10 protein-coding genes are annotated in these 14,763 nt (G+C 56.4%); all 10 read right to left on the reverse strand.

Annotation, left to right across the window (positions count from 1 at the left end; translation table 11 throughout):
* Nucleotides 1–14 precede the first annotated feature (14 nt).
* A complete protein-coding gene (rpoC, locus tag BDE40_RS10750; protein WP_134014534.1) occupies nt 15–4,256 on the reverse strand; it encodes a DNA-directed RNA polymerase subunit beta' in 4,242 nt (1,413 codons plus the stop codon).
* A 48-nt stretch (nt 4,257–4,304) separates the two neighbouring features.
* Nucleotides 4,305–8,441 carry a DNA-directed RNA polymerase subunit beta gene (gene rpoB / locus BDE40_RS10755; RefSeq protein WP_134014535.1) on the reverse strand — a complete coding sequence of 1,379 codons (4,137 nt, stop codon included), beginning with the start codon at nt 8,439–8,441 and terminating at the stop codon, nt 4,305–4,307.
* 238 nt (nt 8,442–8,679) lie between these two features.
* Complete coding sequence (rplL, locus tag BDE40_RS10760) at nt 8,680–9,057, reverse strand: 50S ribosomal protein L7/L12 (RefSeq protein WP_073142181.1); 378 nt, start codon at nt 9,055–9,057, stop codon at nt 8,680–8,682.
* Between the two features lie 71 nt (nt 9,058–9,128).
* Nucleotides 9,129–9,644, reverse strand: a complete 516-nt coding sequence (rplJ, locus tag BDE40_RS10765; protein WP_073142178.1) for a 50S ribosomal protein L10 — start codon at nt 9,642–9,644, stop codon at nt 9,129–9,131.
* Between the two features lie 242 nt (nt 9,645–9,886).
* On the reverse strand, nt 9,887–11,038 hold the full coding sequence (locus BDE40_RS10770) for a Hint domain-containing protein (protein WP_134014536.1): 1,152 nt from the start codon (nt 11,036–11,038) through the stop codon (nt 9,887–9,889).
* A gap of 274 nt (nt 11,039–11,312) precedes the next feature.
* The gene (rplA, locus tag BDE40_RS10775; protein WP_134014537.1) at nt 11,313–12,011 is read right to left on the reverse strand and encodes a 50S ribosomal protein L1; all 699 of its coding nucleotides are present in this window, start codon (nt 12,009–12,011) and stop codon (nt 11,313–11,315) included.
* Nucleotides 12,011–12,436: a 50S ribosomal protein L11 gene (gene rplK, locus BDE40_RS10780; RefSeq protein ID WP_073142172.1), complete on the reverse strand. Its 426-nt coding sequence runs from the start codon at nt 12,434–12,436 to the stop codon at nt 12,011–12,013. The genes rplA and rplK overlap by 1 nt, the downstream gene beginning before the upstream one ends.
* A 104-nt stretch (nt 12,437–12,540) precedes the next feature.
* The gene (nusG, locus tag BDE40_RS10785) at nt 12,541–13,074 is read right to left on the reverse strand and encodes a transcription termination/antitermination protein NusG (RefSeq protein ID WP_134014538.1); all 534 of its coding nucleotides are present in this window, start codon (nt 13,072–13,074) and stop codon (nt 12,541–12,543) included.
* 220 nt (nt 13,075–13,294) lie between these two features.
* Entirely contained in the window at nt 13,295–14,455 is a 1,161-nt protein-coding gene (locus BDE40_RS10790) for a trans-sulfuration enzyme family protein (protein WP_134014539.1), read from the reverse strand.
* Between the two features lie 103 nt (nt 14,456–14,558).
* Complete coding sequence (gene secE, locus BDE40_RS10795) at nt 14,559–14,753, reverse strand: preprotein translocase subunit SecE (protein ID WP_073142938.1); 195 nt, start codon at nt 14,751–14,753, stop codon at nt 14,559–14,561.
* Between the last annotated feature and the right edge of the window lie 10 nt (nt 14,754–14,763).

Consider the following 14,763-nt stretch of genomic DNA (forward strand, 5'->3'; position numbering starts at 1 on the left):
CGGTAGACTGTGTCTTACTCGTCGCGGCTTTCAGGTGTTTCCACCACGATCGTCTCCATCGGTTCGTCCATCGCGGACTCTTCCGGTGCAGCCAATGCCAGTGCGGCTTCCGCCTCGGCCTTGCGGGCCTCGATCACGACGTTGTCACGCTCTTGCGCGATACGGCGCATCTTCTGCGTCGCACCACCTGTACCTGCCGGGATCAGGCGACCCACGATGACGTTCTCTTTCAGGCCGATCAGCTTGTCACGTTTGCCCATGGTAGAGGCTTCGGTGAGCACGCGGGTCGTCTCCTGGAAGGACGCGGCAGAGATGAACGAACGCGTTTGCAGCGACGCTTTGGTGATACCCAGCAGGATCGGCTCGCCCGTTGCAGGCTCGCCACCTTTCGAGATCGCCTTTTCGTTGGCGGCGTCGAACTCGGCCTTGTCCACATGCTCGCCTTTCAGAAGCGTGGTCATACCAGAACTCTGGATTTCCCACTTCTGCAGCATTTGACGAACGATAACCTCGATGTGTTTATCGTTAATCTTCACGCCTTGCAGACGATACACGTCTTGGACTTCGTCGATCATGTAGTCGGCCAGAGCCTCCACACCCATGATGGCAAGAATATCATGCGGCGCAGGGTTGCCGTCCATGATGTAGTCGCCCTTCTGGACGAAGTCGCCTTCGGCCACAGGGATGTGTTTGCCTTTTGGCACCATGTATTCGACTTTTACTTCTGCATCATCCGAGGACTCAATCGCAATGCGACGCTTGTTTTTGTAGTCCTTGCCGAAGCGAACGTAGCCGTCGATTTCCGCGATGATGGCGTGGTCTTTGGGGCGACGTGCCTCAAAGAGTTCGGCCACACGTGGCAAACCACCGGTGATGTCCTTGGTTTTGGCACCCTCACGAGGAATACGCGCAACCACGTCACCAGCTTTGATGTCCTGACCGTCTTCGATGGACAGAATGGCATCCACAGACATCGGATAGGTGGCTGGGTTGCCATTCTCCAGACGCACAGGTTCGCCGTCCGCACCTTCGATGATCACCTCGGGCTTCAGCTCGTTGCCTTTTGGTGCAGCACGCCAGTCGACCACAATCTTCTGGGTCATGCCGGTCGCATCATCGGTTTCGTCCTTAACGGCAATACCGGAGATGAGATCGACAAAGCGGGCTTTACCGTCTTTCTCGGCGATGATCGGCAAGGTGTACGGATCCCATTCGAACAGCTTGTCGCCGCGAACAACTTTGGCGCCATCTTTGACGTGGATCTTGGAGCCGTAGCCGATCTTGTGACGCGCACGCTCGGTGCCGTTAGCATCGGTGATGGTCAGTTGCATGTTACGGCCCATGACCACTTTATCACCGGACGCATTCTCGAGAATGGACGCGTTTTCAAACGCGACCTTACCCTCTTGCGAGGCCTCGAGGAACGACTGTTGACCACCTTGTGCAACGCCGCCGATGTGGAACGTCCGCATCGTCAGCTGTGTACCGGGCTCACCGATGGACTGCGCAGCGATGATGCCGACAGCTTCACCGGTGTTCACCAGCGTACCACGGGCCAAGTCGCGGCCATAGCACATGGCGCAAACGCCTTCTTCAGCTTCACAGGTCAGAGGTGAGCGCATACGGGCAGCAGGAATGTCTGCCGCGTCGATCGCGTCAGCCTTACGCTCGTCAATCAGCTCGTCACGGGCAACGATGACTTCGTCCGTGCCAGGCATCAAGATGTCTTCCGCAGCCGTACGGCCCAGAAGGCGCTCGCCGATGGATGCCACAACTTCACCGTCATTCACCGCCGAAGAGGCGTTGATGAAGTTGTCGGTGCCACAATCGTGCATGCGCACGATGCAGTCCTGAGCAACATCCACAAGACGACGTGTCAGGTAACCGGAGTTCGCCGTTTTCAAAGCCGTATCCGACAGACCCTTACGGGCACCGTGGGTGGAGTTGAAGTACTCCAACACGGTCAGACCTTCTTTAAAGTTCGAGATGATCGGCGTCTCGATGATCTCGCCATTCGGCTTGGCCATCAGACCACGCATACCGCCCAGCTGTTTCATCTGCGTAACCGAGCCACGCGCACCGGAGTGGGCCATCATGTAAACCGAGTTCGGCTCGTTTTGCGAACCGTCTTCAGCCCGACCGGAGTCGGAAATGTTGGCCATCATGGCGTCGGTAACTTGGTCGTTACACTTCGACCATGCGTCGATCACTTTGTTGTACTTCTCGCCCTGAGTGATCAGGCCGTCCATGTACTGCTGCTCGAACTCTTTTACCTGCTCGCGTGTTCCATCAACGATGGGCCACTTGCTGTCAGGGATGATCATATCGTCCTTACCGAACGAAATGCCTGCCTTGAACGCTTCGCGGAAGCCCATGGTCATGATCTGGTCACAGAAGATCACAGACTCTTTCTGACCACAGTAGCGGTAGACCGTATCGATGACCTGCTGAACTTCCTTCTTACGTAGAAGGCGGTTCACCAGCGAGAACGGCGCTTTCGCGTTCAGCGGCAGCAGCGCGCCCAGACGGATACGGCCAGGAGTGGTCTCGAAGCGCGTCAGCACCTCGTTACCTTCCTCGTCGATCTGCGGCAGGCGGGCTTGGATCTTGGCGTGCAGATGCACTTCGCCGGAATCCAGCGCGTGCTGAACTTCGTCGACATTAGCGAAGATCTTGCCTTCGCCGTGCATGCCTTCGCGCTCCATGGTGATGTAGTAGAGACCAAGGATCATGTCCTGCGATGGCACGATGATTGGTGCACCGTTCGCAGGGGACAGGACGTTGTTCGTCGACATCATCAGAACACGCGCTTCCAGCTGGGCTTCCAGCGAGAGCGGCACGTGAACAGCCATTTGGTCGCCGTCGAAGTCAGCGTTAAAGGCCGAGCAGACCAGCGGGTGAAGCTGGATAGCCTTACCTTCGATTAACACAGGCTCGAACGCTTGGATGCCAAGACGGTGCAAGGTCGGCGCACGGTTCAGCATCACTGGGTGTTCGCGAATAACCTCGTCGAGAATGTCCCAAACTTCGGGACGCTCTTTTTCGACCAGCTTCTTCGCCTGCTTCACGGTTGAGGACAGACCTTTGGCCTCTAGACGCGAATAGATGAACGGCTTGAACAGCTCCAACGCCATCTTCTTCGGCAGACCACATTGGTGCAGTTTCAGTTCCGGACCCGTCACAATCACTGAGCGGCCAGAGAAGTCGACGCGCTTACCCAAAAGGTTCTGACGGAAGCGACCTTGCTTACCTTTCAGCATGTCGGACAAGGACTTCAACGGACGCTTGTTAGCACCCGTAATGGTCCGGCCACGACGACCGTTGTCGAACAACGCATCCACAGACTCTTGAAGCATACGCTTCTCGTTGCGAACGATGATGTCCGGTGCGCGAAGCTCAATCAGGCGCTTCAGGCGGTTATTCCGGTTGATCACGCGGCGATACAAATCGTTCAGGTCGGAGGTCGCAAAACGGCCACCGTCAAGTGGGACCAGCGGGCGCAGCTCTGGCGGGATCACGGGAACCACGGTCAGAACCATCCATTCAGGACGGTTGCCGGACTCGAGGAAGTTCTCGACCAGTTTCAGACGCTTGATGATCTTCTTCGGCTTCAGCTCGCCAGTAGCGACGGCCAATTCCTCGCGAAGCGTGTCAGCTTCGGCTTCCAGATCAATCGCAGCCAGCATTTCGCGGATCGCTTCGGCGCCAATGTTGGCGGTGAAAGCATCCATGCCATAGGCGTCTTGCGCGTCGAGGAATTCTTCCTCGTTCATCAATTGGCCGTAGGTCAGATCGGTCAGACCGGGCTCGATCACAACGTAGTTCTCGAAGTAGAGAATGCGTTCCAGATCGCGCAAAGTCATATCCAGCATCAGGCCGATCCGGGATGGAAGCGACTTGAGGAACCAGATGTGTGCGACCGGTGCAGCCAGCTCGATGTGGCCCATGCGCTCGCGGCGTACTTTTTGAAGCGTAACTTCAACACCACATTTCTCGCAGACAACGCCGCGATACTTCATGCGCTTATATTTTCCGCACAGACATTCATAGTCTTTGACCGGGCCAAAGATGCGTGCACAGAACAGGCCGTCACGCTCTGGTTTGAACGTACGGTAGTTGATGGTTTCCGGCTTTTTGATCTCGCCGTAAGACCAGCTCAGAATCCGCTCGGGCGAGGCCAAGGATACTTTGATTTCGTCAAAGCTTTTCGGCGGCGCGATCGGGTTGAACGGGTTGGTTGTCAGTTCCTGGTTCATTTTGCGTCCTTACAAATTAGGGGATGGGTTGAGTGGGGCGCGAGCGCCCTACTCCTCCTCCGCATCCAGGAGTTCCATGTTGAGGCCGAGGCCCCGCACTTCTTTCACGAGAACGTTGAACGATTCCGGAATACCGGCCTCGAAATTGTCCTCGCCCTTGACGATCGACTCGTAGACTTTCGTCCGGCCTGCCACGTCGTCCGATTTCACCGTCAGCATTTCCTGCAAGGTGTAAGCGGCGCCGTAAGCTTCCAGAGCCCAGACTTCCATCTCCCCGAAACGCTGACCACCGAACTGGGCTTTACCACCCAGCGGCTGTTGCGTGACGAGCGAGTATGGCCCGGTAGAACGTGCGTGGATTTTGTCGTCCACAAGGTGGTGCAGTTTCAGCAGGTATTTCACACCCACGGTCACTTTGCGCGAGAATTGCTCGCCCGTGCGACCGTCGTACAGTACCGACTGGCCCGATGTATCGAAGCCCGCTTTTGTCAGCGCCTCGTTGATGTCCGCTTCTTTCGCACCATCGAAAACCGGCGTCGCGATCGGGACACCGCGGCGCACGGCCTCGGCGGATTCGATCATGTCGGCTTCGATCATGTTGCCGAAAGCGTCATTGTAGGTCTCGGAACCATACGCATGCTCCAGAGCTTCGCGCACCGGCTGGCTGTCGCCAGAGCGTTTGAACTCGTCCAGAGCATCGTCGATTTTCAGACCCAGACCGCGCGCGGCCCAACCCATGTGAGTTTCCAAAATCTGACCGACGTTCATACGCGAAGGCACGCCCAGCGGGTTCAGACAGAAGTCGACCGGAGTACCGTCCGCAAGGAACGGCATGTCCTCCATTGGAACAACCTTGGAGATAACACCTTTGTTGCCGTGACGACCGGCCATCTTGTCGCCCGGTTGCAGCTTGCGCTTCACCGCCACGAACACTTTGACCATCTTCATCACGCCCGGCGGCAAGTCATCACCACGGCGAACCTTCTCGACCTTGTCTTCGAAACGGGCCTGAAGCGCGTTCTTCTGCGCCTCGTACTGGCCGTTCAAGGCCTCAACGGAAGCCGCTTCGGTCTCTTCAGCCAAAGCCAACTGCCACCACTGGCCACGCGACAGGGTTTCCAGCAGTTCAGGGGTGATTTCCGAGTTCGGCTTCACGCCTTTCGGACCCTTCACGGCCTTCTTGCCAAGGAGCATTCCCTGCAAACGCGCGTAGATGTTGCGGTCAAGGATGCCCATTTCGTCGTCGCGGTCACGGGCAAGGCGTTCGATTTCCTCACGCTCGATTTGCAGCGAGCGCTCGTCCTTCTCGATGCCGTGGCGGTTGAACAGACGAACCTCCACAACTGTCCCGAAGTCACCCGGCTTCACACGCAACGAGGTGTCGCGCACGTCGGACGCTTTCTCACCGAAGATGGCGCGCAGAAGTTTTTCTTCCGGCGTCATCGGGCTTTCGCCCTTCGGTGTGATCTTGCCCACCAGAATGTCGCCCGGCTCCACGTCGGCGCCAATGTAGACGATGCCAGCCTCATCGAGGTTGCGCAGCGCTTCTTCACCGACGTTCGGGATGTCGCGGGTGATCTCTTCCGGCCCAAGCTTGGTGTCACGGGCGGCGACTTCGAATTCCTCGATATGGATCGAGGTGAAGACGTCGTCACGCGCAATGCGCTCGGAGATCAGAATGGAGTCCTCATAGTTGTAGCCGTTCCAAGGCATAAACGCGACGAGCACGTTCTTGCCAAGGGCCAGCTCGCCCATGTCAGTGGACGGACCATCGGCGATAACTTCGCCTTTGGACACAACGCCACCCACTTTCACCAGCGGACGCTGGTTGATGCAGGTGTTCTGGTTGGACCGCTGGAACTTGCGCAGACGGTAGATGTCCACGCCGGGATCGCCCGGCTCCAGATCGTCAGTCACGCGGACAACGATACGTGTCGCGTCGACCTGGTCGATGATACCGCCACGATGCGCCTGAATGGCAGCACCGGAGTCAGTTGCAACCACACCTTCAATACCGGTGCCCACATAAGGAGCATCAGCTTGCAGCAATGGCACAGCCTGACGTTGCATGTTCGAACCCATCAAGGCCCGGTTAGCATCGTCATTTTCAAGGAACGGAATCAGCGAGGCCGCAACCGAGACCAACTGCTTTGGTGACACGTCGATCAGGTCAACATTGTCACGCGATTGCAGCATGTAGTCACCGGACTGACGGGTCGACACCAAATCGTTGGAGAAGCCGCCTTCAGCGGTCAGCTGTGCGTTGGCCTGCGCCACGGTGTGGCGCATTTCTTCAGTGGCGGACATGTATTGCACATCATCCGTCACCTTGCCGTCCACAACCTTGCGGTATGGCGTTTCGATGAAGCCGTATTTGTTCACGCGGGCGAAAGTAGCCAGCGAGTTGATCAGACCGATGTTCGGTCCTTCCGGCGTCTCGATCGGACACATACGACCATAGTGGGTCGGGTGAACGTCGCGCACCTCAAAACCGGCACGCTCACGTGTCAGACCACCTGGCCCAAGCGCCGACAGGCGACGCTTGTGCGTCACTTCGGACAGCGGGTTGGTTTGGTCCATGAACTGCGACAGCTGCGAGGAGCCGAAGAATTCACGCACCGCAGCCGCCGCTGGCTTGGCGTTGATCAGATCTTGCGGCATGACCGTGTCGATTTCGACCGAAGACATACGCTCTTTGATCGCGCGCTCCATGCGCAGCAGGCCAACGCGGTACTGGTTTTCCATCAGCTCGCCAACGGAACGAACACGACGGTTGCCCAAGTGGTCAATATCGTCGATATCGCCACGGCCGTCACGCAGGTCGACCAGCGCCTTGATGCAGGCGATGATGTCTTCCTTGCGCAGCGTGCGCACGGTGTCTTCGGCGTCCAGATCAAGACGCATGTTCATCTTCACCCGGCCCACAGCGGACAGGTCATAGCGCTCGCTATCGAAGAACAGCGTCTCAAACAGGGCAGAGGCGGATTCGACGGTGGGTGGCTCACCCGGACGCATAACGCGGTAGATGTCCATCAGCGCAGTTTCACGGCTGAAGTTCTTGTCAACGGCCACTGTGTTGCGGATGTATGGTCCCACATTGATGTTGTCGATATCCAGCGTCGGGATGGTGGTCACGCCGTTATCAACAAGGGTCTTCAGCGTGCCGCCGATGACCTCTTCACCTTTTTTGTCCAGCTCCCAAGTCAGCTCGTCGCCAGCTTCAACCCAGATTTCGCCGGTTTCTTCGTTGATGATGTCACGCGCGACGAAACGGCCAATGATGCCCTCAAACGGCAGCAGGACGTTTTCGACGTTGCCCTCTTCGATCAGTTTCTTGACCGCGCGCGGTGTGACTTTCTTGCCGGCTTCGGCAATGACTTCACCCGTCTTGGCGTCGATGATATCCGAGGTCGGCTTGGTGCCTTTGATCCGCTCCGGGAAGAACTTGGTGGACCAGCCACCTTTCTTCACGGCTTTGAAGTCAACGGTGTCGTAATAGGCATCCATGATGCCTTCCTGATCTAGCCCCAATGCATAGAGCAGGGTCGTCACCGGCAGTTTGCGACGACGGTCGATGCGCGCAAAGACAACGTCTTTGGCGTCAAACTCGAAGTCGAGCCACGAGCCGCGATATGGGATGATGCGGCAAGCGAACAGCAACTTACCCGACGAGTGGGTTTTGCCCTTGTCGTGGTCGAAGAACACGCCCGGGGAGCGGTGCATCTGGGAAACGATAACACGCTCGGTGCCGTTCACAACGAACGTCCCGTTCGGGGTCATCAAAGGCATGTCGCCCATGAAGACGTCTTGTTCTTTGATGTCTTTAACCGATTTTGCACCGGTATCTTCATCGATATCGAACACGATCAGACGAAGGGTCACCTTCAGCGGGGCGCTGTAGGTCATGTCGCGTTGCTGACATTCCTCGACGTCGTATTTCGGCTTCTCCAGCTCGTATTTTACGAACTCAAGAATTGCCGTCTCGTTGAAGTCTTTAATCGGGAAGACCGACTGGAAGACACCTTTGATACCTTCGCCGTCCATCGGTGCCAGCTGGTCGCCGGACTTCAGGAACAGATCATAGGAGGATTTCTGCACTTCAATGAGGTTCGGCATAGCCAGAACTTCATCAATTTTGCCGAAATATTTGCGGATGCGTTTTTGACCAACGTATGTTTGAGCCATGCTCGTCAAAGCCTTTCAATTTCCTCGGATATGTCACCCCGGGGCCGGGCGGCATACCACTTGGACTAAGGACGTCTGGTTCAATACCCGCGCGCCGTCCCAATGGCGCACTCCCGAACCGTTGCCGCTCCTTAGACAGGGCTTTGCTTGAAAGCACTGTCTGAGACGCGGAAAGCTGGACCCGGAATTAACCCGGATCCAGCCATTTTGAGGTCTACGCAGCGAAGCTGCGCAGCAATTACTTGAGCTCGACTTCTGCGCCAGCTGCTTCCAGCTTGGCTTTGATGTCTTCTGCTTCGGCTTTGTCGACGCCTTCTTTGACAGCTTTGCCGCCAGCTTCGACCAAGTCTTTTGCTTCTTTGAGGCCCAGGCCGGTGATGCCGCGGACTTCTTTGATGACGTTGATTTTTGCTGCACCAGCAGAAACCAGGATCACGTTGAATTCGGTCTGCTCTTCAGCAGCCGCGCCGCCAGCGTCGCCGCCAGCAGCCATCATAACTGCGCCACCGGCTGCAGGTTCGATGCCATACTCGTCTTTGAGGATGGTTTTCAGTTCTTGTGCTTCGAGAAGGGTCAGACCAACAATCTCTTCAGCAAGTTTTTTCAGATCAGCCATTATACTGTTTCCGTTCTATTAAGTTGTGTTCCAACGTGCAGGTTTCAACCCCACGAAGGTATCTGCGAAGATCAAGCGGCTGCTTTTTCCTCGATGGTGCTGAGAATGCTTGCCAAGTTCGAAGCAGGTGCGCCAATCGCGCCGGCAATGTTCGAAGCAGGAGCAGCAATGCAACCCACGATGGAAGCAATAAGCTCCTCGCGGCTTGGCATGGCGGCCACGGCTTTAACACCAGCGACATCCAACGCGTTATCGCCCATAGCACCCCCAAGAATAACGAGCTTGTCGTTGTCCTTGGAATAGTCGTTCACCACTTTTGCGGCGGCAACTGGGTCCTCTGAATAGGCGAGAACGGTCATCCCTGTCAGGTGTGTTGCAATGCTTGCGCATGGCTTACCTTCAAGGGCGATTTTGGCGAGCCTGTTCTTGGCGACGCGTACAGACCCACCAGCTTCGCGCATACGCGCACGCAGGTCTTGCATCTCAGCAACCGTGATACCCTCGTAGTGGCTAACCACTACGACGCCAGAGCTTTCAAAGATTTGGCCGAGCTCGTCGACCAGTTTCTCTTTTTGTGCTCTATCCACAGTTTCACTCCAATTGTGGAAGGTTACCCTTCCGGCTCAGTCTACCGGATTACTCCGGCGGTTGGGTCCATCGTACACGGGACGCCCGAACCGCCTGGAGTTTGCACCCACAGTCAATCTGGTCTGATCCCGTCTCAGGCAGGAATTAAAGGGGTTTAAAGCCCCAACCCGCCATCTCGGACGAAACGCAAAAGAGCGCGTGACGAATCGCGCGCTCTAGAGCATGTGGTCAAGTAGTCCCGTCAGGCGGGAATGCCAACCCCAATGTTCAACTTTTCGTAGGAAATTGCAAAATTTCTGCCGCGCCAGGCCTGCAGAAGGGGCTGGGTGTTTTTAGCATGCCGCGAGACCAGTTCACGCATTTGCTTTCCTTTGGGGATCACCCGCGCTGGATCGCTGGCCGAAAACAGCAATTCCGGGAACAATGCCTCGATTTCGTTGAGCGCCTCAGAGCCAATTGCCTTTCGTGCCATCGGTCCGGTCAAAAGCGACTCTGTCGGCGCCCCTTCTGCAAAAATGATTTCATGGCGATCCAGCAGAACATGGTGATAGGTCACGACAATCATATCGTCCGCATAGGCAATGCCCGGCAGCCCCAAAAGCTTCTTGGCGGGGATCAGTACCTCTTGAGCCCCGGCGACCCGTCGCGCAATAGCTGAGCTTACAAGCATCCTGTGCTGCTGCGACACGATGAGGTCACGGATAGGCAACCCCAAACCCAACGCGCCCGCTTCAATGCGGATTGGTGTGTTCTTCCCAAGTGCTGCTCGCTTTGCCTGACCGACCCAACGCACCCGCTGGAATCCGTGGTCACGGGTAAAAAGCAAATCACCCTCTACAATATCTTCAACGTTAACCGATCCGGTTGGCGTCGTGATCTGCACACCGGTGGTGAAGCAAGTCACAAAGTTAAAGGTTTCGCGTGTCCCCGTCAGGCCCGAGTATGAGTTTCCCACAAGGCTGTCCAAGCTAAGCGACCTGATGGCCCCTGCTTCCAACGCCGCCTGATCCGCGTTAGCGGAAAACTCGGGTGCCATATAAGTGTTACCTGCAGTGTCCTGGAATATCACTGCAGTGATGGTTGCGGTCGTTCCATCGATATATGTAATCGTAGCATTGTAAATCGAGGTGCCGTCAAATGTCTGCGCGGCACCACCATTGATCGAGAAGGTTTCATTCGCAGCGGAGTTGTTCATATCATAGGCGGTCGTATTACCGCCCCCGAACCCACTGCCACTCGGCGAAAAGCTTTGAATATTGTTGACGAGCGAGTTACCAGGCCCGCCGATGGTTTGCCCGACAAGAGACGACGCATTTTCAGCAACCGTATTCCCTTCGGTCGGGTCAATGCTCGCAAAGTTCCCCAGCGATATAACGTTAAACGTTGTAGGCATATGTGATGTACCGCGAAACGGCACCCTTCCAAGATTTACTCGACATTCATCTCGACAAGCCTCGGAACACCGAGTCTCTAAAATCTGAATAAAACTGGAATTTGACCGTGATTGGTTCCCAACCGATCAGCATTACGGCAATTTTGGGATTGGCCCACTAAGAAGACGTGTCTGGGTGTTTTGGCGAAAACACGTAAATCATTATTCGTAAAAAGAAAAAGCGGACCCAAAAGGGCCCGCTTTACTCGCCGAATTGTGGCGTCATTTTAGCAGATTAGTTCCCCGTAGCGCTATCCACGGAGATCGTAACGCCTGGACCCATTGTGGAGCTCAGGGCGATTTTCTGCATGTAGCTGCCTTTTGCGCCAGCTGGTTTAGCCTTGGCAACCGCGTCAATGAAGGCGCGCACGTTCTCGACCAGCTTGTCTTCGCTGAAGGAAGCTTTGCCGATACCAGCGTGAACCACGCCAGCTTTTTCAACCTTGAACTGCACTTCGCCGCCTTTAGCAGCTTCAACAGCCGCTTTGACGTCCATGGTCACTGTACCAACTTTAGGGTTTGGCATCAGGTTACGTGGGCCAAGCACTTTACCCAGACGACCAACGATTGGCATCATGTCCGGGGTTGCAATGCAGCGATCGAACTCGATCTTGCCGGATTGCACGATTTCCATCAGGTCCTCTGCACCCACGATATCTGCTCCAGCCGCTTTGGCTTCTTCAGCTTTCGCGTCGCGTGCGAACACGGCAACACGCATGGTTTTGCCGGTGCCGTTTGGCAGAGCAACCACACCGCGAACCATTTGGTCAGCGTGACGTGGGTCGACGCCCAGGTTCATTGCGATCTCGACAGTTTCGTCGAACTTGGCTTTGGCGTTGTTCTTTACCAGAGCAACTGCCTCATCGACAGTGACGTTGCGCTTGCCAGCGAATTGCTCACGAGCAGCAGTAGTGCGTTTTCCGTACTTAGCCATTACTTCACCTCGATGCCCATAGAACGGGCAGAACCCAGGATGATCAGCATCGCGGACTCGATATCGTTCGCGTTCAGATCTTTCATTTTCGCTTCGGCAATCTCGCGCACTTGCTTCGTGGTCACGTGACCAACAACTTCACGCGAAGGTGTTTTGGCGCCAGACTTCAGCTTGGCCGCTTTCTTCAGGAAGTAGGACGCTGGTGGCGTCTTGATGTCCATCGAGAACGACTTGTCCTGATAGTAGGTGATCACGGTCGGGCAAGGCGCACCTGGCTCCAGATCCTGTGTCTTGGCGTTGAACGCCTTACAGAATTCCATGATGTTAATCCCGCGCTGACCCAATGCTGGGCCTACGGGTGGGGATGGGTTGGCTTGACCTGCAGGAACCTGCAGTTTCATCGTGCCAGCGATCTTCTTGGCCATTGGCCTTCTCCTTTATCAACACCCTCGGGTCGCGACCGTCGGGCTGGTGGTTGCCGTGGTCCGGGTCGCAGCACGCGTGCCGCTCGCCTCCCACGTGATGCACATCAGGTCGTCTTGGTGACCTGTGTGAATTCCAATTCGACCGGCGTCGCGCGGCCAAAGATCGAGACCGTCACCTTCAGGCGCTGGTTCTCGTCGTCTACTTCTTCGACCTGCCCCGAGAAGCCCTCGAACGGGCCGTCGGTTACGTTCACGTTCTCGCCAATGTCGAACACAATGGTCGAGCGTGGTGCTTCTGCACCCTCTTCAACGCGGCCAAGGATGGCTTGCACTTCGGCGTCGCGCATCGGCATTGGCTTGCCTTGCGGACCGAGGAAACCAGTCACGCGGTTGATCGAATTAATCATGTGATAGCCGCGATCGGACATCTCCATGCGGACCAGAACGTAGCCAGGCATGAAGCGGCGCTCTGCGGTGACTTTCTTGTTGCGGCGGATTTCGATGACTTCTTCGGTCGGAACCAAAACTTCGTCGATTTCATCCTGCAGGCCATTTTCTTCGACAGCCGCGCGAATTTGCTCCGCGATCCGCTTCTCGAAGTTGGACAGCACTGATACCGAATACCACCGTTTTGCCATCTTGCCTGCGCCTCTATCTTTTCCGACTCTGCCGGTATGTTCCAATATTTTCAGCGGGTTACACCAGCTTCACCAGTGACATTTGCCGAAACGAAAACAGCGCGCATCTCGAATCGATACGCGCCATGGGTTCGTGTTGAGCGCTGAACTACGCCGCAAGCGCCCAAGATTCAAGGGGTTCTCCCGTGATTTAACGCCCTAGGAACCATTCCTGCACGTCTCAGCTCTGGGCGCGCGTCAGGGCCTGCTCAAGATCATAGATCAGATCATCAGCGTCCTCGATGCCGATCGACAGGCGCAGCAAACGCGGATGCACCGGAAAACCCTCTCCCGATACGGTCTTGCGATGCTCGATCAGGCTCTCGACGCCACCCAGCGACGTCGCAGGGTAAAACACCTCGCAAAATCGCGAAACATCAATTGCCGTTTGTTCGGAGCCATTCACGATGATCGACATCATCCCCCCAAACTGGCCGCCGGTTTGGCGCTTGGCAACGTCGTGTCCGGGATCGGAGGGCAGTCCGGGATACAGGACCTTCTCGATATGCGGGTGGCCTTCGAAATGCTTCGCGACGGCCATCGCATTCTGGCAGGACCGCTCCACCCGCAAGAACAGTGTGCGCATTCCCCGGATCAACAACCACGCATCGAAAGAGTGCAGGACGGTACCTTGCAGCTTGCGCACCATGCAGATGTCTTCCCAGAACTGGCCCGTTTGCCGCACGGACAGCACGCCAGCGGTGACGTCTGAATGACCGTTCAAATACTTGGTGGCGGAGTGGAATGAAATGTCTGCCCCGAACTCCAGTGCCCGCGTCAGGTTGGGTGGCGTGCCTGTACAATCCGTCAGCAGCTTCGCCCCTGCCCCATGCGCAATCTCCGCTGCGGCGGCGATGTCGGTGACCTCCCAGTCGGGGTTGTTGGGCGTCTCCACCCAAACCAACGCCGTTTCGTCCGGGCGCACCGCCTCTGCCAGCTCCTCAAGGTTGCCAGCGGCATAGGACGTCAGCTTGATACGGCCATTTGCCTCATATCTCTGAAGCTGCGCCAGAACGCCGTGATACATAACCTTCGGCGCGACGACATGCGCGCCGGTTGGTAAATGCTCGATAACAGCTGTGCAGGCCGACATGCCGGATGCAAAAAGCAGCGACTCGGCCGCACCCTCCAACTCAGCGATGACAGCTTCTGCCTGCGCGGTGGTTTGGCTGCCGTCACGGCGATACCAATACGGCTTACGAACTTCATAATTCTCGTCCCGCGCGTAAGTCGCCGTAGGCTGTATCGAGGGGATGACGGCACCGGTCTCGGCCTCAACAAAGTGCAGCGCTTGCGCCACGCGGGTCGCAAGGGAGGGCGTTCGGTTGCTTTTATTGGTCATTGTGGGCGTCGCCTCTGATAGAAAACTCAGGGGCAATCTGACGCGAAAACACAAGGCGCTGCCAGCGCTTTCTACAAAATACAGCAGAGGCGGTGGTGAAGGTCTAGAACAGGCCGAAGATAGCGTTCAGGCCGGTACGGATGCCAATATCCACGAACGAAAAGAAGATCGCGGTGATTGTTGCCATAATAAACACCATGACGGTCGTCAGCATTACTTCGCGACGGGTCGGCCAAACGATCTTTGAGACCTCGCCGCGGACCTGCTGGATAAACTGTGCTGGATTCGTGCGTGCCATGATCGGACCC

The sequence above is a fragment of the Litoreibacter halocynthiae genome, assembly GCF_004365635.1.
Taxonomy (GTDB): Bacteria; Pseudomonadota; Alphaproteobacteria; order Rhodobacterales; family Rhodobacteraceae; genus Litoreibacter; species Litoreibacter halocynthiae.